This window comes from Kribbella sp. NPDC048837 (assembly GCF_055586945.1).
This window is the reverse complement of sequence record NZ_JBVJHF010000006.1, coordinates 1-19,397: the sequence shown is the minus strand read 5'-3', so window position 1 is coordinate 19,397 and position 19,397 is coordinate 1. Positions and strand designations below refer to the sequence as shown.

18 protein-coding genes are annotated in these 19,397 nt (G+C 68.4%); 12 read left to right on the top strand and 6 right to left on the bottom strand.

Features of this window, described 5'->3' with window-relative positions; all coding sequences use genetic code 11:
* Positions 1-2 precede the first annotated feature (2 nt).
* From ACZ6O0_RS26615 to ACZ6O0_RS26605, 3 genes are all read right to left on the bottom strand, one after another.
* Positions 3-1,268 carry an AAA family ATPase gene (locus ACZ6O0_RS26615; protein ID WP_465767708.1) on the bottom strand — a complete coding sequence of 422 codons (1,266 nt, stop codon included), beginning with the start codon at positions 1,266-1,268 and terminating at the stop codon, positions 3-5.
* A 540-nt stretch (positions 1,269-1,808) separates the two neighbouring features.
* Positions 1,809-2,054, bottom strand: coding sequence for an antitoxin (locus tag ACZ6O0_RS26610; protein ID WP_465767707.1), 246 nt, complete (start codon positions 2,052-2,054; stop codon positions 1,809-1,811).
* Between the two features lie 122 nt (positions 2,055-2,176).
* A complete protein-coding gene (locus ACZ6O0_RS26605) occupies positions 2,177-2,515 on the bottom strand; it encodes a hypothetical protein (protein ID WP_465767706.1) in 339 nt (112 codons plus the stop codon).
* Positions 2,516-2,629: 114 nt separating this feature from the next.
* Between ACZ6O0_RS26605 and miaA the strand changes: the two genes are divergently transcribed.
* The 4 genes from miaA (at position 2,630) to ggt (ending at position 6,756) form a co-directional block, all read left to right on the top strand.
* Positions 2,630-3,607: a tRNA (adenosine(37)-N6)-dimethylallyltransferase MiaA gene (gene miaA, locus ACZ6O0_RS26600; RefSeq protein ID WP_465767705.1), complete on the top strand. Its 978-nt coding sequence runs from the start codon at positions 2,630-2,632 to the stop codon at positions 3,605-3,607.
* A complete protein-coding gene (locus ACZ6O0_RS26595) occupies positions 3,594-4,109 on the top strand; it encodes a SigE family RNA polymerase sigma factor (RefSeq protein ID WP_465767704.1) in 516 nt (171 codons plus the stop codon). The genes miaA and ACZ6O0_RS26595 overlap by 14 nt, the downstream gene beginning before the upstream one ends.
* Positions 4,110-4,148: 39 nt before the next feature.
* Positions 4,149-4,832 carry a hypothetical protein gene (locus ACZ6O0_RS26590; RefSeq protein WP_465767703.1) on the top strand — a complete coding sequence of 228 codons (684 nt, stop codon included), beginning with the start codon at positions 4,149-4,151 and terminating at the stop codon, positions 4,830-4,832.
* A 100-nt stretch (positions 4,833-4,932) separates the two neighbouring features.
* A complete protein-coding gene (ggt, locus tag ACZ6O0_RS26585) occupies positions 4,933-6,756 on the top strand; it encodes a gamma-glutamyltransferase (protein ID WP_465767702.1) in 1,824 nt (607 codons plus the stop codon).
* Here ggt and ACZ6O0_RS26580 read toward each other — a convergent pair whose 3' ends face one another.
* A complete protein-coding gene (locus tag ACZ6O0_RS26580) occupies positions 6,757-7,851 on the bottom strand; it encodes a M20/M25/M40 family metallo-hydrolase (protein WP_465767701.1) in 1,095 nt (364 codons plus the stop codon).
* Positions 7,852-7,919: 68 nt separating this feature from the next.
* On the opposite strand from ACZ6O0_RS26580, the gene ACZ6O0_RS26575 reads away from it, so the two are divergent.
* The 4 genes from ACZ6O0_RS26575 to ACZ6O0_RS26560 are packed head-to-tail and all read left to right on the top strand — an operon-like array spanning position 7,920 to position 11,900.
* Positions 7,920-8,588 carry a hypothetical protein gene (locus tag ACZ6O0_RS26575; protein WP_465767700.1) on the top strand — a complete coding sequence of 223 codons (669 nt, stop codon included), beginning with the start codon at positions 7,920-7,922 and terminating at the stop codon, positions 8,586-8,588.
* Positions 8,581-9,225: a MurR/RpiR family transcriptional regulator gene (locus ACZ6O0_RS26570; RefSeq protein ID WP_465767699.1), complete on the top strand. Its 645-nt coding sequence runs from the start codon at positions 8,581-8,583 to the stop codon at positions 9,223-9,225. The genes ACZ6O0_RS26575 and ACZ6O0_RS26570 overlap by 8 nt, the downstream gene beginning before the upstream one ends.
* Positions 9,215-10,330, top strand: a complete 1,116-nt coding sequence (gene menC, locus ACZ6O0_RS26565; RefSeq protein ID WP_465767698.1) for an o-succinylbenzoate synthase — start codon at positions 9,215-9,217, stop codon at positions 10,328-10,330. Before ACZ6O0_RS26570 ends, menC begins: the two co-directional genes overlap by 11 nt.
* A gap of 19 nt (positions 10,331-10,349) precedes the next feature.
* Entirely contained in the window at positions 10,350-11,900 is a 1,551-nt protein-coding gene (locus tag ACZ6O0_RS26560) for an N-acyl-D-amino-acid deacylase family protein (RefSeq protein ID WP_465767697.1), read from the top strand.
* On the opposite strand, the gene ACZ6O0_RS26555 is transcribed toward ACZ6O0_RS26560, so the two are convergent.
* Positions 11,887-12,147 (bottom strand): hypothetical protein, encoded by a 261-nt coding sequence (locus tag ACZ6O0_RS26555; RefSeq protein ID WP_465767696.1) that lies wholly within the window; start codon positions 12,145-12,147, stop codon positions 11,887-11,889. The two genes, ACZ6O0_RS26560 and ACZ6O0_RS26555, sit on opposite strands and share 14 nt — an antisense overlap.
* A 24-nt stretch (positions 12,148-12,171) precedes the next feature.
* Here ACZ6O0_RS26555 and dapF point away from each other — a divergent pair, with 24 nt between their 5' ends.
* Both dapF and hflX read left to right on the top strand, forming a co-directional pair.
* Entirely contained in the window at positions 12,172-13,014 is an 843-nt protein-coding gene (gene dapF, locus ACZ6O0_RS26550) for a diaminopimelate epimerase (RefSeq protein ID WP_465767695.1), read from the top strand.
* A gap of 103 nt (positions 13,015-13,117) precedes the next feature.
* A complete protein-coding gene (gene hflX, locus ACZ6O0_RS26545) occupies positions 13,118-14,608 on the top strand; it encodes a GTPase HflX (protein WP_465767694.1) in 1,491 nt (496 codons plus the stop codon).
* Positions 14,609-14,668: 60 nt separating this feature from the next.
* On the opposite strand, the gene ACZ6O0_RS26540 is transcribed toward hflX, so the two are convergent.
* Positions 14,669-17,041 carry an immune inhibitor A domain-containing protein gene (locus tag ACZ6O0_RS26540; protein ID WP_465767693.1) on the bottom strand — a complete coding sequence of 791 codons (2,373 nt, stop codon included), beginning with the start codon at positions 17,039-17,041 and terminating at the stop codon, positions 14,669-14,671.
* A gap of 229 nt (positions 17,042-17,270) precedes the next feature.
* On the opposite strand from ACZ6O0_RS26540, the gene macS reads away from it, so the two are divergent.
* The gene (macS, locus tag ACZ6O0_RS26535; RefSeq protein ID WP_465767692.1) at positions 17,271-18,395 is read left to right on the top strand and encodes a MacS family sensor histidine kinase; all 1,125 of its coding nucleotides are present in this window, start codon (positions 17,271-17,273) and stop codon (positions 18,393-18,395) included.
* Positions 18,392-19,030 (top strand): response regulator transcription factor, encoded by a 639-nt coding sequence (locus ACZ6O0_RS26530; RefSeq protein ID WP_465767691.1) that lies wholly within the window; start codon positions 18,392-18,394, stop codon positions 19,028-19,030. The genes macS and ACZ6O0_RS26530 overlap by 4 nt, the downstream gene beginning before the upstream one ends.
* Positions 19,031-19,397: the final 367 nt, after the last annotated feature.

Sequence of the window (19,397 nt, the reverse complement as noted above, 5' to 3'; positions counted from 1 at the left end):
CGTCAGCCGATCAGGCCGAGCGTGCGCAGGAGCTCGGTTCGATCGACATCTGGCAAGGCTCCGAACCGGCCGTGCAAATAGGCCGACTCGAGATTCAGTGACCTGCGTACACGTTCGCCGGCGAAGTCTGCCAGCGCGCCGAGCCGTGTGGCGCCGTCGCTTCCCTTCTCGGTCAGCCATACCTCGTCGCGGTTCAAGTGGCTCAGCAGGCTGGTGTCATGCGAGGTGAAGATCAGCTGTGCGCCGCGTGGATTGGTGGCCGGGTCGTGAAAGAGCCGGATCAACTGGGTGGACAAGGTCGGGTGGAGGCTGGCGTCGAGTTCATCGAAGAGAAGTAGAGAACCCTGCTTCAGCGCGGCCAGAACCGGACCGATGAGCTGGTACCAGGTACGTGTTCCTTCGGATTCTTCGGCCAGCTCGAAGGGGACGTGTTCCTCCGCCCCTCGGTGGATGAGCCGGACCACGCGCCGTCGCATCGATTCGCCATCGATCGTCTCTGCGTCCTCGAAGTCGATACGGACGTCGTCAATTCCGAGATCGGCCAGCTTAAGTAGGGCCAGAGCTTGTTCGCGATCCTCGGGAGGGGCAACCTTCGTTAGGCTCACGCGTGACGAAGACGGTGACTCGTCGGCGGAGATGAAGAGACGCTCAGTGAGTTGCTGAGGTGAGAAAGCCCTGCGCCAACGTCGCCTGAGGCCCCGAACCTGGATTTGTTGAATGGCGCGGGCGAATTCGCTCACCAGCGGCTCGTGGAACCTGCGTGCCGCCGACAATGTCAGAGTCTGGTCGGTCAGCAATTCACGGGTGCCGGAGATACTTCCGAGCCCGCGTTGGAGTTTGAGTCCGTCCGGGTCTCGCTCGAAGATGCGCCGACGCTTCTTCTCGGGATAGTGGAACAGGGCCTCGTACTGCACTTCCTGAGAATCCAGCTCGAGAAGGTATTCGAAACGCACATCGTCGATGAGAAAGTCGATCGCGAATGTCGAGGGATCGTCGCCGGCGTCTGCGAACCTGAAGCGATCCAGGGGGATCTCGTCTTCCCAGAACCTGAGGGAGTTCTGGATCGCATCCTGAAGCCAGGCGAGGGCGGCGATGATGTTCGATTTCCCGGATGCGTTGGGGCCGTAGATCGCCGCGACCGACAGCAGGCTCTCGCCGAGGCTGGGTGCTTCGCGGGCCTCGGGGCGGTCGCGGTCGATGGCTACCATGCTCAACTCGACGGGAGAGAGGATCGAACGGAAGTTCGACACCTCGAAGCGGATCAGCAAGGCAACTCCTGCGGTCGTCGTCCCTGCAATCATACCGCCAATTTTGTCGATTGTGGACGAAAATGGCAGTTTGTCTGCATGTGAAGTGCGCTCCAGGACTGCTGGCTGTCGCCTCGGTCGAGAGATTTGTGCATCGGCCGCCGGACCCCTGTGTTGCGCCCAGACCTCTTGCCCCCATGTCGACGGAGCAGCCGTCCAGCTCCACAACGCCCGGGCTATGGGCACGGGTATCCGCTGCGTTGCGGGGTTCTCCGCTCGTGCATTACGACAGAGCCCAAACTTCAGGGGGATACGGCCCGGCTGGCCAGCATCGCGCGGTCCGGCGTCGGGCGCCGGCCGGTCACTTCACGCCTGAGCGCGTCCACCACGCGTCGTGTCGGCGATTTCCTTCGCGGAGTACGCCGGTCCGTGTCACAGGTGGGCGCGCCGGCGGAGCCGGCCAACAAGACAGCCGCGCCGAAGGCGTGTCCTTTGTCCGATTACCCGGTCAACACATGACGAAGGGCCGCAAGGGATGTCCTTGCGGCCCTTCGGTGGTGGTCAGGCGGGCTGGCTCGGGGTGCCGGGGATGTCGTCGTTCTGGCCGTCGAGGCCGTCGAGGCCTTCCTTGGCCTTCTCGACACCCTGGTCGATCTTGTCGCCGTACTTGCCGCCCGTCTTCTCGTCGACGAATTCACCGGCCTTGTCCAGACCTTCGCCGACCTTGTCGCCGTGCTGGTCGACCAGGTCGCCGGCCTTTTCCTTCAGGTCCTCGGCCTTGCCCTTGAACTTGTCGAAGATGCCCATCGCGGGGGCTCCCATTCCTGCGTAGTTGAATGCTTACAGACAGCTAGCGGCGATCTTCGCATCTATAACGCCGGAACTGTGGGATCTCCGCGAGTGCCATGCAGGCGGGCCCGAGGGCTGCTTCAGACCCCGTCGCCCGACGGCTCCGACTCTACGTCGCCGCCGCTGTCTTCGCTCGCACCTCCGGTGGCCTCGACGTCCCCGCCGCTGCGCGACTCGACATCGCCACCACTGCGGGACTCGACGTCCCCGCCACTGCGCTTGAACTCGGCATCAGCACTCAGCGACTCGACATCGCCACCGCTGCGCGACTCCACATCACCGCCGCTGCGGGACTCGACGTCGCCACCGCTGCGCTTGAACTCGACGTCACCGCCGCTCTTGGCCGCGAACTCGTCCTCGCCCCCCAGGTCAAGAGCGTCCTTGGCCGCGTCGGACTCTTCATCGAACGGATTGCTCACTGGATTCCTCCCGTAGACATGATGCAGCGTGTTTACCGAACTTTCCGGGTCATCCACAAGGCCGGTGCGACCCTCTTGGCCGAGTCTTCATCCGGACCCTGACAGACTGGAGCGATGGCCGAACCTCTCGTCGTCGCGGTCGTCGGCCCCACCGCGGCCGGCAAGTCCGACCTGTCCGTTGCCTTGTGCAAACGCTTGGGTGGCGAGGTGGTGAACGCCGACGCCATGCAGGTCTACCGCGGCATGGATATCGGTACGGCGAAGATCAGTACGACGGAACGCGCCGGCGTACCGCATCACCTGCTCGACATCCTCGACGTCACCGAGACCGCCACCGTGGCGGAGTTCCAGCAACTCGCCCGGGCCGCGATCGACGACTGCGTCACGCGCAAGGTAGTCCCCGTGCTGGCCGGTGGCTCGGCGCTGTACGTGCGAGCAATCCTCGACGACTTCGTCTTCCCCGGCACCGACGCGGAGGTCCGCGCCCGGCTGGAAGCGGAGCTCGAGCGCGACGGGTCCGGGGCTCTGCACAGGAAACTGGCGGAGATAGACCCCAAGGCGGCCGAGCAGATCCTGCCGAGCAACGGCCGCCGGATCGTCCGCGCGCTCGAGGTCATCGAGATCACCGGCGGTCCGTACGTCGCCACCCTGCCCGAGCACCACTACGTCTATCCGGGCGCGATCCAGCTCGGTCTCGACGTACCGCGGCCGGAGCTGGACGAGCGGATCGGGCGCCGGGTGGATCGGATGTTCGACGCCGGCTTCGTCGACGAGGTGCGGGGTCTGCTGAACAAGGGTTTGATTGAGGGGAAGACGGCCAACCGGGCACTCGGGTACTCGCAGGTGATCGCGTTGCTGAACGGTGAGATCGACGAGGTGGAGGCGCGGGAGCGAACCGCGCAGGCCACGCGCCGGTTCGCGCGCCGGCAGGACTCGTGGTTCCGTAAGGACCAACGAATCAGTTGGCTGCCGTACGACGCCCCCGATCTGCTGGAGAAGGCCGTACAAGTGATAGCCGAAGGCAACCGGAAGGCGAGCAGCGACGTAGTCGGGGTGGAAGAGGGCCTGGGGACCGTCGATGCGAGGGGGTGACCGTGAGGCCGAGTTCCGCGAGTACCTGCTCGCGGACCGCACCCGACTGATGCGGACGGCGTTGTTGCTCACCGCGGGGGATGTGCACACCGCCGAGGATCTGGTCCAGACCGCATGCACGAGGGTGTATGTGCACTGGCACCGGATCAAGCACGAAGGCGCCGGCCCGTACGCCCACCGCATCCTGGTCAACGCCTTCCTGGACGAGCGCCGCCGCGCCGGCCGCCACCCCGAGGTGGTGACCGCGGAGACGCTCGAACCGCGGCTGACCGACGAGGCGGACCCGGCGGACACGCTGGCCGTCCGTGGCGCGTTGCTGGATCTCGCGCCGCGGCAGCGGGCGGTCCTGGTGCTGCGGTACTTCCAGGATCTCGACGTGGCCACCTGCGCTCGGATCCTCGACTGCACCGAGGGCACGGTGAAGAGCCAGACGGCGAAGGCGCTGAAGCGTCTGAAGGAACTGATGAGCGAGGAAACGGATCGGACGACGGGGAGCGGTTGATGAACCAACGGGGCTGCGGTACGGGGAGGACTTGAGGTAGTGGACGAGGTCAAGAAGTTGCTGCAGGGATTCGCGGACAGCGCGGTCGACGGACTGCCGGACGCGGATATCGAGGCGGACGTCGCCCGTGGGCGGCGGGCGCTGCGCCGGATCAAGCGACGGCGCCGGGTCGCCGGCGTGCTGTGCGTGGCCGCCGTGTCGGCCGCCGTTCTCGCGATCGGCAACCAGGTGAAGTGGTGGGGGACGGGCAACACCGAGGTCGCCGGCAGTGCGGGGGAGACCGGGACCGCCGCGACGACCGGTGCCTCCGCGTCGCCGGCTCCGGCCGAGGGCGAGACGATGTCGATGTTCGGGGCGCCGGTGGTGGAGCTGGTCGCGAACAAGCAGGCCTGGCGCACGATCAACTGCTCGCTCGCCCCGAAGGGGTGGACCGCGGAAACCCCGATCGCCGCCGGTCACGTCGTGCTCTCGCAGCCGGAGATGCGGACCGCGGACACGGCCGCGAAGGTGGTGCTGCAGGCGGCTCCGGAGGCGCGCAGTCTGATGGCGGTCCGAGTCACCGACGAGGCCGGCAAGACCTTCCACATCGGAACGCTGGACGGCCGCCCCGCCGGACAGGTGAAGCTCGCCGACCAATGGCTCCTGGTCGAGCTGCCGACCGGCACCGCGGACTGGACCGACGACGTCATCCGCCGCTTCATGGGCTCCTGCGCGGTGAACTAGGCGCCCGGGCGGTAACCCGGCGCGCCACGACTGGCGCTCAACGTCACCGTGGGATAGGCAGGGGCATGCCCCTGTCCGCCTACGCCCCGCGGGAGAACTGGTGAAGAAGCTGGTCGCATCTCTGTCTGCAGGTGCCCTTGTCCTGGCCGGTCTGAGTACGAGCGGAGCCGCGGCCAGTCCGCCGAAGCCGCCGAACCAGAGCCCGGTCAAACAGCCGACCTCGATCGGGTTCGGCGGTGCGGTGTCCTCGGTCGACGCGGACGCGACGAGCATCGGGCTCGGCGTCCTGCGGCGCGGTGGCAACGCGGTCGACGCAGCGGTCGCCACGGCCGCCGCCCTGGGCGTGACCGAGCCGTACTCCGCCGGTGTCGGCGGTGGCGGGTACTTCGTTTACTACAACGCCAAGCAACGCAAGGTCTTCACGATCGACGGCCGCGAGACCGCGCCCGCGACCATGCCGTCCGACGCGTTCATGAACAAGGCGACGGGTCAGCCGTACCCCTTCGCGCAGCTGGTGACCTCCGGTGTGTCGATCGGCGTACCGGGAACGCTGGCGACCTGGGACAGCGCGCTGCGGCAGTGGGGTTCGCTGTCGCTCGGCAAGGCGCTGACGCCGGCTGCCGACCTGGCCGATCGCGGCTTCGTGGTCGACTCGACGTTCCGGCTCCAGACGCTCGAGAACAAGGCCCGGTTCGCGCAGGTGGTGCCGACGGCGAAGCTGTTCCTGCCGAACGGCGACGCGCCGCAGGTCGGATCGGTGTTCAAGAACCCGGAGCTCGCCGACACCTACCGCCTGATCGGCAAGCAGGGCCCGTCGGTGTTCTATCGCGGCCCGCTGGCCGGTGAGATGGCGGCGGTGGCCAAGAACCCGCCGAAGACCGCCGACGCCACGCTGCCGTTCTTCTCCGGGTACCTCGCCACGGGCGACCTGGCGAACTACAAGGCGATCGACCGCCAACCGACCAAGGTCAGGTACGACGGCCTGGACGTGTACGGCATGCCGCCGTCGTCGTCCGGTGGCACCACGGTCGGCGAGGCGCTCAACATCCTGCAGCCGCAGCACTTGGCGCAGCAGAGCACCACGCAGGCGCTGCACACCTACCTCGAGGCCTCCGCGCTGGCCTTCGCGGACCGCGGTGCGTACGTCGGTGATCCGGCGTACGTCGACGTACCCCAGAAAGAGCTGCTGTCGAAGGGCTTCGGCGCCGAGCGGTCGTGCTTGATCGACCCGCAGAAGGCCGCGGTCAAGCCGGTGCCGGCGGGCTCGCCGGACGGTGAGTACTCACCTTGCGCGACGGGTACGGCCGTCGAGCAGCGGCCGGACACCGAAGGCCGTTCGACCACGCATCTGGTCGCCGCGGACAAGTGGGGCAACGTCGTCTCGTACACGCTGACGATCGAGCAGACCGGTGGCAGCGGCATCACCGTCCCCGGCCGCGGGTTCCTGCTGAACAACGAGCTGACCGACTTCTCCGCGGTCCCCGACCCCAAGGACCCGAACATCGTCCAGGCCGGCAAGCGGCCGCGGTCCTCGATGTCGCCGACGATCGTGCTGCGCGGCGGCAAGCCGTTCCTGGCTCTCGGTTCGCCGGGTGGCTCGACCATCATCACCACGGTTCTGCAGACGCTGACGAACCGGCTCGACCGTGGCATGACCCTGCCGGAGGCGATCGCCGCACCACGCGCGTCCCAGCGCAACACCGTGTCGGTCACCGCCGAGCAGTCCTTCATCGACACCTACGGTCCGGCGCTCACGCCGTACGGCCACACCTTCGTCCCGGCCGGTGCTCCCGGCACCTCGGCGGCGGAGATCGGGGCACTCGAAGCGCTGGAGTTCCTGCCCGGCGGCGCGATTCTGGCGGCCGCGGAGCCGGTCCGCCGCGGTGGTGGATCCGCCGGAACGGTCAAGCAGGTCTATCCGTAGTCAGAGCGATGTGATGATCGCGGCGACCAGGTCGGCCCGCTCGGCCAGGCTCGCCGCGATCACCTGTTCGTGAACGGCATGAGCGCCCTGACCCACCGGCCCCAGGCCGTCCAGGGTCGGGACGCCCAGCCAGCCGGTCAGGTTGGTGTCGGCGGCACCTGATGCCGCCGCGCCACCGATCTCCTGACCGACGGACCGTGCGGCCGCGACGACCCGGTCCAACAGCTGCCCGGTCGCCGGCGACGGCCCCCAGGCCGGGCGGCTCGACATCACGCGTACCTTCAGCTCGGCATCCGTGCGTACCGGTTCGAGACCGGTGATCGCGTCGAGCACCGCGCGCTCGGCCTGCGGGTCGACGAACCGGAACCCGATGTCGGCCGCGGCAGAACCCGGTACGACGTTCGTCCGCCCGCCGCCCGTGATCGTGCCGACGTTGCACAACACGTGGTCGTACCTGCTGACCACCGCGCGGACGAGGATCAGTTGGTCCACGAGTTCGTCGATCGCGGAGACACCGCTGCCGGGGTCGAGAGCGGCATGCGCTTCGCGGCCGGTGACCTCGATCCGGACCCGGGTGCTGCCACGGCGGGAGGTCTTGAGATCGCCGTTCGGGTGCGGCGGTTCCAAGCCGAAAGCGGCGTACACGCCGGCCGATTCCGCGGTGACGAGGTCGCGCGCCGAGGGTGACCCGATCTCCTCGTCCGCGACCACGATGATGCGCACCGGCCGGTGATCGGCCTCCGCGATCTGCGCGAGCGCGGTCTCCAGGACGACCAGTCCACCCTTCATGTCGAAGACGCCGGGGCCGTGGATGACGCCGTCCTCCTCGCGCCACGGCATCGCGTCCCGTAGTCGTCCGACCGGCCAGACCGTGTCGTGGTGGGCGAGAAAGAGCAGTGGTGCCTCGCCGGCTCGTGGACCCCGTCCCGGGAAGTCGGCGACCACGTGATCGCCGGTCGGCATCGGCACGCGGCGGGCGGTGCCGCCGAGCTCGGCGTACCGCGCGAGGAGCCGGTCGGCGAAGGCGTTCAGCGCCTCGGCGTCACCGGTCGGCGTCTCGTGCCCGACGTACTCGCGGAGGCGATCGGTCATCATGGATAGGAAACGTATCATGATGTGAGCCGCGATTGACTAGCAGATCCATGGCGGGATCTACTCAGGATATGAATCGTATGGCGGAGGACGGCTATCGGGCTGTCTCGCTCACCACGGCGGCGCGGTTCGCCGAGGCCTCGACGCTGTACCGCGAGGTCTTCGGCTACCAGGACCCGGAGTACGGGCTGAACCCGCGGCTGCTCGGTGCACTGGCGAGCAACGGTGGTTCGGTGGTCGGCATCCTCGACCGGAGCGACCGGCTGGTCGCCTTCGCGTACGGGTTCTGCGGCACCGATCGGCGCGGTTTCTACCACTACTCGCAGTCGGCCGTGGTCGCGGTCGGGCAGCAGGGCCACGGACTCGGCCGGATGCTCAAGCACGCCCAGCGAGAAGTTGCCCTGAGCCACGGTCTGTCGCGGATGCGGTGGACCTACGACCCGGCCCAGATCCGCAACGCGCACTTCAACCTCGATGTGCTCGGTGCGCGCGGCCGGTGGTTCGCTCCCGACATGTACGGTCCCGGCACCGACCGGGTGATCGTCGAGTGGGACCTGACGCGCGAGCACCGCGGTGAGCTGGACGACGCCGAGCTGACCCGGCTGGTGGTGCCGGCCGAGAGGGCCGAGCTCCGCAGGTCGTTCGAGGAACTGCTCGGCAAGAACCTCGTCGCCGTGTCCTGCCGCCGGCTGCCCGACGGCACGGCCGCCTACTACTTCGGGTCGGTGGACGATGCCTGACGACCCGCGCAACCGCGAGCTCACCAGTCCGCACGAGCGGTACGACGCCCGCCTGCAAAGGCGATCGTCCGCGCAGTTGCAGCGTCGCGTGGTCGAGCAGGAGCGCGCCTCGATCGAGGAAGCGCTCGACCTGATCCTCGCCGACGACTCGATCGCCCAGGCTGCCGCCCGGATCGTCGCCGCCCGCCGCCGCTTCATCATCGGCTCGGCAAAATCGTTCTCGTACGCGTCGCTGCTGGCCTTCGACCTCGGTGTCGGCCTGTCCCAGGTCACGCTGATCGACGGTACGGTCGTGCGCGGCGTCGACGTACTGTCCGACGTGCGGTCGAGCGACCTGATGGTCGCGTTCTCGTTCCGCCGCTATCGCCGCGACACCGTCGAGATCGCGCGCCGGTTCACCGAGGCCGGGGGCGAACTGGTCGCCGTGACGGACTTCGAGGACGCGCCCCTGGCCAAGCTCGCCGACCAGTGCATCTACGTCGCCACCGGCAGCGCTTCGTACGTCGACTCTCCGACAGTCGTCGCGTCCGTGTTGCACGTGCTGGCGACCCTGACCACCGCCAGCGCGAAGGGAGCCCGCCGTCGGCTCGTCGAACGCGACCGGCTGAACACGGAGCTGGGGCTGTATGTCAACTGAGGTCAAGGTGACCGCAGCACGGCTGCATCGGGTGCGGATGCCGCTGGTGCACGAGTTCCGGACCAGTTCGCACCGCAAGGCGTTCCTCGACCACATCCTGGTCGAGCTGGAGGATGCCTCGGGAGCGGTCGGCTGGGGCGAGATCGCCTCCTCCTCCGATCCGTACTACGCGCCGGAGACGGTCGAGACGTGCTGGCACATCGCCTCGCGTTACCTGCTGCCCTCGGTGATCGGCCAGGTGTGGGACCGGCCCGAGCAGGTGCCACAGCTGTGGGCCAAGGTCCGGGGGAATCAGTTCGCCAAGGCCGGCGTGGATGTCGCCGCCTGGGTGCTGTGGTCCAACGTGCAGGGTGTCTCGCTCGCGGAGGCACTCGGCGGGACGAGAACCGAGGTGGTCGCCGGTGTATCGCTGGGGATCGAGCCCACGATCGACGACCTGCTGGCCGAGGTCGAGCGGCAGACGGCGGCCGGCTATCCGCGGGTGAAGCTGAAGATCGCGCCGGGCTGGGATGTCGAACCGGTCCGGGCCGTGCGGGCGGCGTACCCGGAGCTCGATCTGCATGTCGATGCCAACGGCATCTACACCGAGGACCACCTGACGCAGCTGCGGGCGCTGGACGCGTTCGGCCTGACGATGATCGAGCAGCCGTTCGCGCCGCGGGACCTGCTCGCGCACGCCCGGCTGCAGCGGACGATCTCGACCCCGGTCTGTCTGGACGAGAGCATCGAGACGCCCGACGACCTGGAGACCGCGCTGTCCGTCGGAGCGCTACAGGTACTGAATATCAAGGTGTCGCGGATGGGTGGCCTGACCGCCGCCCGCGCCGCGCACGATCGGGCGCAGCAGGCCGGGATCGCCGTCTGGTGCGGCGGCATGCACGAGTTCGGCATCGGCCGGCTCGCCAACGTCGCCGTCTCCAGCCTCCCCGGGTTCACCCTCCCATCGGATGTGTCCGCCTCGGAGAAGTACTACGCCCGGGACATCGTCGAACCCGCGGTCGTCGCCGTCCGGGGCGTCGTACAAGTGCCCGAGGCAACTGGTCTGGGGCATAGGGTCGACACGGAGCTGATCGCGGCGAACGCGGTCGACACCCTCGCCCTCTGACCGGAACAGGAGCGGTTCGATGACCATCGCGCTGACCGGCGGGCAGGTGATCGACGGGACCGGCGCGGAGCCGGTGATCGGGACGGTGCTGGTGGACAGCGGCCGGATCATCGCGGTGCTGCCACCCGGCGACGTACCCTCCCGGGCCGAGGTAATCGATGCCACGGGCAACATTGTGGCACCCGGGTTCATCGATCTTCACTCACATGCGGATTTCAGTCTTCGATCGACTCCGGACGCGCCGACACAGCTGTCCCAGGGCGTCACCACGCTCGTCGCCGGGAACTGTGGCTGGTCGCCGTTCCCGATCACCGATCTGGAGTCCATGCGCGCGGGTACGGCGTTCCTGGACCCTCGGCACGACTGGTCGTGGCGCGATCTCGGCGGCTTCGCCGCAGCGTTGGAACCGGCGGTGAACCTCGCGCTGCAGGTCGGGCACTCGGCGCTCAGACTCGCAGTCATGGGCAATGCCGAGCGGACGCCGTCGCCGGACGAGCTCCGGCAGATGCAGGACCTGCTGCGGATCGCCGCCGATCAAGGGGCCGTCGGCTTCTCCACCGGGCTGATCTACGCGCCGGGGGCCTATGCCGAGTCGGCCGAGGTCGCCGTGCTGGTGGCGACGGCGGCCGAGTGCGGTCTGCTCTATTCGACGCACATCCGCAATGAAGGCGCCGGACTGCTCGGAGCGTTGGACGAGGCGATGGCCGTGGCTCGGTCCGGTGGCGCGCGACTCGAGGTCTCCCACCTGAAGGCCGTCGGTGCGCCGAACCACGGCCTCGTCACCGCCGCCCTCGAACGCCTGGACGAGGCCCGCTCGGACGGTCTCGACGTCGCGTGGGACGTCTATCCCTACACGGCATCCAGTACGACGCTCACCGCCAGGCTGCCGACCTGGGCACTGGCCGGCGGCACCTTGCTCGACCGCCTCGCAGACCCGGCCGAACGGCAACGGATCGCCGAGGCCCTCCGCTCCGACCGGCTCCTCGATCCCAAGGCCGTGGTGATCGCATCCCTGCCGCCCGGGCCGTACGAGGACTGTCGCGGCCGAAGCCTGGCCGACATCGCCCAACGCGACGACGTGGACGCCGCCGAGGCGGTCCTCCGGGTGCTCGAGCAGCACCGGGCGGCGGTCAGCGTGGTCAACCACGCGATGAGCGAGGAGGACGTCGTCACCGTGCTGCGACACCCGTGCACGAGTGTCGCGAGTGACGGCTGGATCATGGACGCCACCGGCCCCGGGCACCCGCATCCGCGCAACTTCGGCACCTTCCCCCGGGTCCTCGGCCGATACGCGCGCGACCTCGGCGTCCTCACGCTTCCCGAGGCGATCCGCCGGATGACCTCACTGCCCGCGTCGCGGCTCGGCTTCACGGACCGCGGCGTGATCAAACCCGGTGCCGTTGCGGACCTCGTCGTACTCGACCCGTCCGAGATCGCCGACCGGTCGACGTACGACGACCCTTGGCAGCTGTCCGTCGGCGTCGGTCATGTGTTGGTCGCCGGTGAGCCGGTGCTGTCGGACGGGGTGCCGACAGGCCGTCGGCCGGGACGCGTTCTCACGCTTTCTTGAAGCGCATGGGCTCGCTCGGCAGCGGGGGAGGAGCGGTCGCCGCGTCCTCGGTCGTCTCGAGCCACCCGTCGTGCTCATGCACCAGGTTGTCCACGGTTTCCGGGTCCACGTCACGCAGGACGACGATCCACGGATGGTCCTCGTCGTCGTCCTCACCGTGGAAGCGCCCGCGCCGGACCACGCCGCCCAGGCGGTCGGCCACCGTCCGCGCGTCCTCCTGCTCCCAGAAGTAGGCGATCTGCTCCATGGGGAACACCGTACGATCTTCTCCATGAGCACGTTTCCCTGGTTGAAGGGGCATGGCACCGAGAACGACTTCGTGATCCTGCCCGACCCCGACGGCTCGGTCCACGGGGACCTGGACGCCGGTCTGGTGCGGTTCCTCTGCGACCGGCACGCCGGCCTGGGGGCGGACGGCGTCCTCCGGGTGATCCAGGGCGACCAGCAGACGTACGTCGACGACGGCGGCGACTGGTTCATGGACTACCGCAACGCCGACGGCTCGATCGCGGAGATGTGCGGGAACGGGATCCGGGTGTTCGTGCGGTACCTGGCCGAGGCCGGGCTGACCGGGGACAAGCCGGTTCGGGTCGGCACCCGCGCGGGGGTCAAGGACGTCGTACTGAACGACGACGGCACGCTGACCGCGGACATGGGTGAGCCCAGGCTCCCCGCGGCCGCCGGCGTCGTGGTCGAGGCGAGCGGGCACCAGTGGCCGGCCGTGCACGTGGACATGGGCAACCCGCACGCGGTGGCCTTCGTCGACGACCTGCGGGAACTCGGAAACCTTTGTGACCAGCCCACCTGGTCGCCCGAGGAAGCGTTTCCCGAGGGCGTGAACCTCGAGTTCGTCGTCCGGCGGGGTCCGCAGGACGTCGAGATGCGGGTGTACGAGCGCGGCGCGGGGGAGACGCGGTCCTGCGGGACCGGGACGTGCGCGGTGACGGTCGCGGCCGCGCGGGCGGCCCGGGACGAGCTCCCGGTCACGTACCGGGTCGGCGTACCGGGCGGTCAGGTGAGCGTGACGTGGCGTGCGGACAACCACCTGGAGCTGACCGGACCGGCCGTTATCCACGCTCGGGGCGACTTCGACCGGGCCTGGCTGCCTGCCTGAACGGGAATTCAGGCTGTCTGAACGGAATTGGGGAAGGGCGTGGGGCGTTGACGGAGTTAATCGGGTCGCTTGTACTGGGGGCCCGTGCCACGATGGAAGGTATATGACGACCCATTCGAACTTTTACGACGAGACCACCGACGTCGAACTTGACCTCACTGAGGGCGATGACTCCGGCGATTCGTTGACGGGTCACGACTCGTACGACTCCGAGCTCGGGACCGAGGGCCTCGAGCTCGAGGAACGCCAGGCACTGCGCCGCGTAGTCGGGATGTCGACCGAGCTGACCGACATCAGCGAGGTCGAGTACCGCAAGCTGCTGCTCGAGCGGGTGCTGCTGGTCGGCGTCTGGACCGAGGGCAGCGCCGAGGACGCCGACAACTCGCTGGCCGAGCTGAAGCTGCTCGCCGAGACCGCCGGTTCCGAGGTTCTGGACGGCGTGATCCAGCGGCGGAAGAAGCCGGACCCGGCGACCTTCATCGGCTCCGGCAAGGTGGCCGACCTGCGCAACCTGGTCGCGTCGCTCGGCGCCGACACGGTGATCGCCGACGGTGAGCTGGCCCCCGCGCAGCTGCGCAACCTGGAGGACAAGCTCAAGGTCAAGGTGGTCGACCGGACCGCGCTGATCCTGGACATCTTCGCCCAGCACGCGAAGAGCAAGGAAGGCAAGGCCCAGGTCGAGCTGGCCCAGCTGCAGTACATGAAGCAGCGCCTGCGTGGTTGGGGTGGAAACCTGTCCCGCCAGGCCGGTGGACGCGTCGGCGCGGCCGGTGGCGGTATCGGTGGCCGTGGTCCCGGTGAGACCAAGATCGAGACCGACCGGCGCCGGATCAACACCAAGATCTCCAAGCTGCGGCGTGAGCTCAAGGACATGAAGGGCACGCGGTCGACGATGCGCCAGGAGCGCCGCCGGCACTCGATCCCCTCGGTCGCGATCGCAGGCTACACGAACGCGGGCAAGTCCTCGCTGCTGAACAAGATCACCGGAGCCGGTGTCCTGGTCGAGAACGCGCTGTTCGCGACCCTGGACCCGACGACCCGGCGGACGACGACCGCAGACGGGCGCGTGTACACGTTCACCGACACGGTCGGGTTCGTCCGGCACCTGCCGCACGACATCGTCGAGGCTTTCCGCTCGACGCTGGAGGAGGTCGCGGACGCGGACCTGCTGCTGCACGTGGTCGACGGTTCGCACCCCGACCCGTTCGCGCAGATCCAGGCGGTCCGCGAGGTGCTCAGCGAGATCGGCGCCTCGGACGTCCCGGAGATCATCGTGATCAACAAGGGCGACATCGCCGACCCGATGGCGCTGGCCCCGATCCTGCACCGCGAGCCGCGGGCCCTGGTGGTCTCGGCCCACACCGGCGAGGGCATCGACAAGCTGCGCTCCCTGGTCGAGGCGTCCCTGCCCCGGCCGGATATCGCCGTCGACCTGCTCCTGCCGTACGAACGCGGCGACCTGGTCTCCCGGATCCACTCCGAAGGCTCCGTGGACCAGCTCGAGCACACCGCCGACGGCACCCGGCTCACCGCCCGGGTCCACCCGTCCCTGGCCGGCGACCTGACGCCGTACCAGGTGGCCGCGGCAAAGTAAGTCAGACAAGGAACTGCCCCCGAGGATCATCCTCGGGGGCAGTTCTTGTTTCCGTTGCTGTTACTTGCGCTTGGAGACCTGGACCGTGACCGAGGTTCCGTTCTTGGAGAGGACTTTGATGTTCACTCCGTTGTTCGGGACCTTGACGCCGGCCTGGGGCTGCTCCGGGTACCAGTACTGCTTGCTGTCGTTGAAGGTGGTCACGCCGTTCTGGCCGCGGACGTAGCTGGCCTGACCGTTGATGTGCAGCGTGAACGAGTCCGCCTTGTCCGCACCGAACGGAGCGTCGTACCCGCCGACCCGCGGCCGCCAGATCTGGCCGTCGAGGCGGTTGATCGGGACCGGGTGGCTGTCGATCGGCAGCACCAGACCCTGACCGGGGTGCTCGTTGGTGTTGTTGTCCTCCTGCGAGGTGTCCCAGTACCAGATCAGCAGGCCGTCCTGGTACGGGAAGTGCTCGACCTTGTCCGGCAGCGTGCTCGCCCAACCGAAGTTGTACGGGCCGGTCTGCAGGTACTGGTCCTGGTCGACGTAGTTGATGTTCGACGCCAGGTAGTAGTTGTCGTGCAGGGTGGTGAAGTTGGCGCCGGCCGCACTGAAGCCGTTCAGTGTCCAGCCGTCGGGCGAGGTCTCGGCACCGGACGTGACCACCGTGGTCGCGCCCGAGGTCACCGCGATCTCGTCGGCGAAGAAGCCCTTGCCGCCGGCGGCGGGGTCGGTGGTGTAGCGGAACTGCAGGCCGATCGTCTTGCCGGCGTACGTCGACAGGTCGAAGGTGGCCGGCTTCCAGCCGCCGCTGATGCCGTCGATGCCGTTGCCCTCGGCGGCGTTGGTGATGGTGCCGGCGATCGGCTTGTAGCCGGTGCCGTCGTTCACCTCCACGTAGGCGTAGTCACAGGCCTCCGGACCGCAGTCCTCGATGTCCCAGTTGGCCTGGAACGTGAGACTGGCGGGCTGACCCGCCGGCAGGGTGACCTGACGGTTCATCGTGTGGGTGAAGTTGTTGCCCTCACCGCTCCACCAGGACTTGGTGCCGGCCGCCGGCGGCACCAAGTCGTGCACCAGCGGCTTCTTCGGCAGTGTCACCACCAGGCCCTGGGCCTTCTTCGAGTTGTACTCGTGCGGGCCGAGCTCTACGGTCCGGTTCTGGCCGGCCGCGACGATCTCGTAGTCCAGCCAGCCCAGCTGCAGCTTGTCCCAGATGCCGAAGTCGGCCGCCTGCTCGCCGAGTCCGCCGTCGGTGGGCTTGTTGACCCGGCTCTGCGCCATGATCGTCCACCAGTTCACCCCGTTCTCGACCGCGGCACCGGAGGTGTCGTAGTGGTCCGGCAGGCCGAGGTCGTGGCCGTACTCGTGCGCGAAGACGCTGATGCCGCCGTTCTCCGGCTGGATCGTGTAGTCGCCGACGTACAGGCCGGTGTCGCCGATCTGGGCGCCGCCGCGGTTCGGCTGGTTCACCGGTCCGCCGGGGAAGTTGGCGTACCAGCGGTGCGACCAGATCGCGTCCTCGCCCTGCTGCGGGTCGCCGTCGGCCTGGTCGCCACCGGCGTGGACGATCTGGAAGTGGTCGATGTAGCCGTCCGGCTCGTTGAAGTTGCCGTCACCGTCGTAGTCGTAGCGGTCCCACTGGTCGAACGTCTTCAGGTCCGCGGTGATCTGCGCGGTGGTCCGGCCGGCCGCCTTCTGGTCGGCGACCCACTGGTTCACCGCGTCCTGGATCAGGAACCAGGTGTTGTTGCAGACGTTGCCGGCGCACGGGAACCCGTTCGACCGGCCGTAGCGGGCCTCGTTGTACCTGACCTTGACCCAGTCGGTGACCTCGCCGTCGACGCTGTACCGGCCCGAGGACTGCTTCTCGTAGTACTTCTTCACCGAGTTGCCGTCGCCGAAGTACAGGTCCTGGAAGTGCTTCTGGTCGTAGTTCGGCTGCCAGACGGTCGAGTTGTCCACCGATCGGTCCGGCGCCGGGATCGCGTTGTGCAGCGGGCCCTCGAAGGTGGCCGGGCCGGGGATGGTGGCGTTCTGGTCCTTGTCCGGGTAGCTCGGGTGCCGCTCGTTGCCGAACTCGGCCAGCACGACGAAGATCTTGTCGGTCTTCTCCCGGCTCAGCTCGACGTACTGGTCGACGCGGCCCTTCGCGTTCTTCACGCCCGTGGCGCCGACCTGCTTGCTGCCGAGGTTGACGACGGTGCTGGCACCGCGCTTCTCGGTCTTGGCGGTCCCGTTCAGGACCTTGGTCAGGGCTTCCTGACGCAGCTCACGGCGCTTGTCCTCCTGCGGGCTGGACAGTTCGTCCGGTGCGGGCGCGGCCTCACTGGCGATCGGCGCCGAACCCTGTTTGGGCGGTGTGGCGGCGTCACTTGCCGAGGCCCACCCGAGCCCGGCCGTTGCCGCCAATGCCAGGCTGAACAGCCCGGCGGGTAGCTTGCGCACGATTCCCCTCCATGCTTGGTCATGCACGCCGGGCGTGGTGACGCGGCGTGTTCATCTGCTCCCCCGAGCGTGTTTTGCGCGAGAGTACGGGGAAAATCGGCAGAGCTGAAGTAGAAGCGGAAAAATCCGGGAAAGCTGCGGGGAATCCTGCGTCATCGGTGGAACTACTCAACGGCCCGGGTACGACGCCTCAACCACGGCGGGCCCCGCGGTTGGCAGACTGTCTCGTGTGGAGCGCGAGACGGTCGACCTGCTGCAGCCGCTGTGGCGTGCGCTGGTCGTGTTCCGCGTCATCACCTGGGCGTTCGCCGTCTTCGGCGTCTGGGCCAGTTGGGACGGGATCGTCAATCCGACCGGGGCGGTTCTGCTGTTGGCGGTGATGGGTGTGTGGACGGTGATCTCGTCGATCGGCTACAGCCGGCGCTGGGGCCGCCGGAACACCAGGCTCGCGTTCGCGGACCTGATCGTGACGGTCGGCTGCATGTACGCCACCTTGTGGGCCCAGCCGCTGACCGACATCCGGACCGGTGCCTCCGTGCTGACTTCGGTCTGGGCGGCCGGGCCGGTGCTCGCGCTCGCCATCTCCCGCGGCCGGGACGGTGGCCTGCTCGGCGCCGCGACGATCAGCCTCGCCTTGCTTTCGCTGCGCGGCGTCGACAATGCGTCGGCGGTGCTCAGCAACGTGGAGCTCCTGCTGGTCGCCGGCCTGGTCGTCGGGTACGCCGCCTCGACCATGCGGCGGGCCGGAAACCGATTGCGGGAGGCGATCGCGGCCGAGAGTGCGACCGCCGAACGGCTCCGGCTCAGCCGGTCCATCCACGACGGCGTACTGCAGGTGCTGGCCCAGGTCCAGCGCCGGGGTACGGCGATCGGCGGCGAAGCGCTCGAGCTGGCCCAACTCGCGGCCGAGCAGGAAGTTGCCCTGCGCACCCTGATGTCGGCCCGGCCGACCGTTGCCGAGGGCGACCGGGTCGACCTGTGCGGACTGTTGTTGCCACTGGCCACGACCCGCGTGGACGTCGTGGTACCGGCCGGTCAGGTGCTGTTGCCCGCCGCAACCGCGACCGAACTGGTTGCCGCGGTCAAAGAAGCGCTGAGCAACGTGACCAAGCACGCCGGCCCCGAGGCGCGGTCGTGGGTGGTGGTCGAGGACCTCGGCGACGCGGTGGTGGTGTCGATCCGCGACGATGGGATCGGTACGACGCCGGCCCGGCTCGAGCAGGCCCGCGTCGACGGGCACCTCGGTGTGAGCCAGTCCATCCGCGGCCGGATCATCGACTTGGGCGGCACCGTCAGTGTCCGGACCGGACCGGGCGAGGGAACCGAGTGGGAGTTGAAGGTGGAGGCCACATGACCCGCGTGATGATCGTCGACGACCATCCGATGTGGCGCGAGGGCGTGGCCCGTGATCTGAGCAGCCGCGGGTACGACGTGTGCGCGACGGCGTCGGACGTCGCCGGTGCGGTGAAGATCGCGCTGGCAACCCGGCCGGACGTGGTGGTGATGGACCTGCAACTCGGCGACGGCTCCGGCGTCGACGCGACCCGCGAGATCACGACAGCGCTGCCGGACACGCGAGTACTGGTGCTGTCGGCCAGCGCGGAGCAGGACGATGTACTGGCGGCGGTCAAGAACGGCGCGTCGGGATATCTGGTGAAGTCGGCGTCCCTGGACGAGTTCGACGACGCAGTACGCCGCACCGCCGAAGGCGACGCGATCTTCAGCGCGGGCCTGGCCGGGCTGCTGCTGGGGGAGTACCGGCGGCTCGGGGCCGGCGGGCCCGAGGTCCCGAAGCTGACCGACCGGGAGACAGAGGTGCTCCGACTGGTCGCCCGCGGGCTGACCGCCCGCCAGATCGCGACCCGGCTGGTGCTGTCACACCGGACCGTAGAGAACCACGTCCAGAACACGCTACGGAAGCTGCAGCTACACAACCGGGCTGAGCTGGTCCGCTACGCGATCGAACATGGGTTGGACGCTCCCGAGTGATGATCTGACCCACGCGTGCTAGGCAGGTGCTCCCTTCGTCGCGCCGCTCCTCAGCGCACCTGCTACGCGCGCTCCCACCCGCCCCCCGGCTCAGCGCCGTGCATCCTTTCCGGCTGCCGCCGGGGGTTTCCGGCTATCGCCGGGGTTTCTCGGCTGCCGCCGGGAGTTGCGGGCTGCCGCCTGCGGGCGACTGCTAAGCCGGCGTGTATTCATGTGGCAGCTGCGATTGAGACTGGGACCGCATCTTTCCCGCGCCACCAGGTCAAGTCCCGTGAGGTGGTGTACGACGTTTGGTCCTTCGTCGTTGTCGGGTTAGGCGCTGATCGCGCCTGCGGTTTGGGAGTTCTCCTCGGTGGTGTTGGTGATG

Bases quoted from the DNA above. Each gene is read 5' to 3' on its own strand.
- ACZ6O0_RS26610 (WP_465767707.1), bottom strand. From the start codon at position 2,054: ATGGGCATCTTCGACAAGTTCAAGGGCAAGGCCGAGGACCTGAAGGAA.
- miaA (WP_465767705.1), top strand. From the start codon at position 2,630: ATGGCCGAACCTCTCGTCGTCGCGGTCGTCGGCCCCACCGCGGCCGGC.
- ACZ6O0_RS26595 (WP_465767704.1), top strand. From the start codon at position 3,594: ATGCGAGGGGGTGACCGTGAGGCCGAGTTCCGCGAGTACCTGCTCGCG.
- ACZ6O0_RS26580 (WP_465767701.1), bottom strand. From the start codon at position 7,851: ATGATGACCGATCGCCTCCGCGAGTACGTCGGGCACGAGACGCCGACC.
- ACZ6O0_RS26575 (WP_465767700.1), top strand. From the start codon at position 7,920: ATGAATCGTATGGCGGAGGACGGCTATCGGGCTGTCTCGCTCACCACG.
- ACZ6O0_RS26570 (WP_465767699.1), top strand. From the start codon at position 8,581: ATGCCTGACGACCCGCGCAACCGCGAGCTCACCAGTCCGCACGAGCGG.
- menC (WP_465767698.1), top strand. From the start codon at position 9,215: ATGTCAACTGAGGTCAAGGTGACCGCAGCACGGCTGCATCGGGTGCGG.
- ACZ6O0_RS26560 (WP_465767697.1), top strand. From the start codon at position 10,350: ATGACCATCGCGCTGACCGGCGGGCAGGTGATCGACGGGACCGGCGCG.
- ACZ6O0_RS26555 (WP_465767696.1), bottom strand. From the start codon at position 12,147: ATGGAGCAGATCGCCTACTTCTGGGAGCAGGAGGACGCGCGGACGGTG.
- dapF (WP_465767695.1), top strand. From the start codon at position 12,172: ATGAGCACGTTTCCCTGGTTGAAGGGGCATGGCACCGAGAACGACTTC.
- hflX (WP_465767694.1), top strand. From the start codon at position 13,118: ATGACGACCCATTCGAACTTTTACGACGAGACCACCGACGTCGAACTT.
- ACZ6O0_RS26530 (WP_465767691.1), top strand. From the start codon at position 18,392: ATGACCCGCGTGATGATCGTCGACGACCATCCGATGTGGCGCGAGGGC.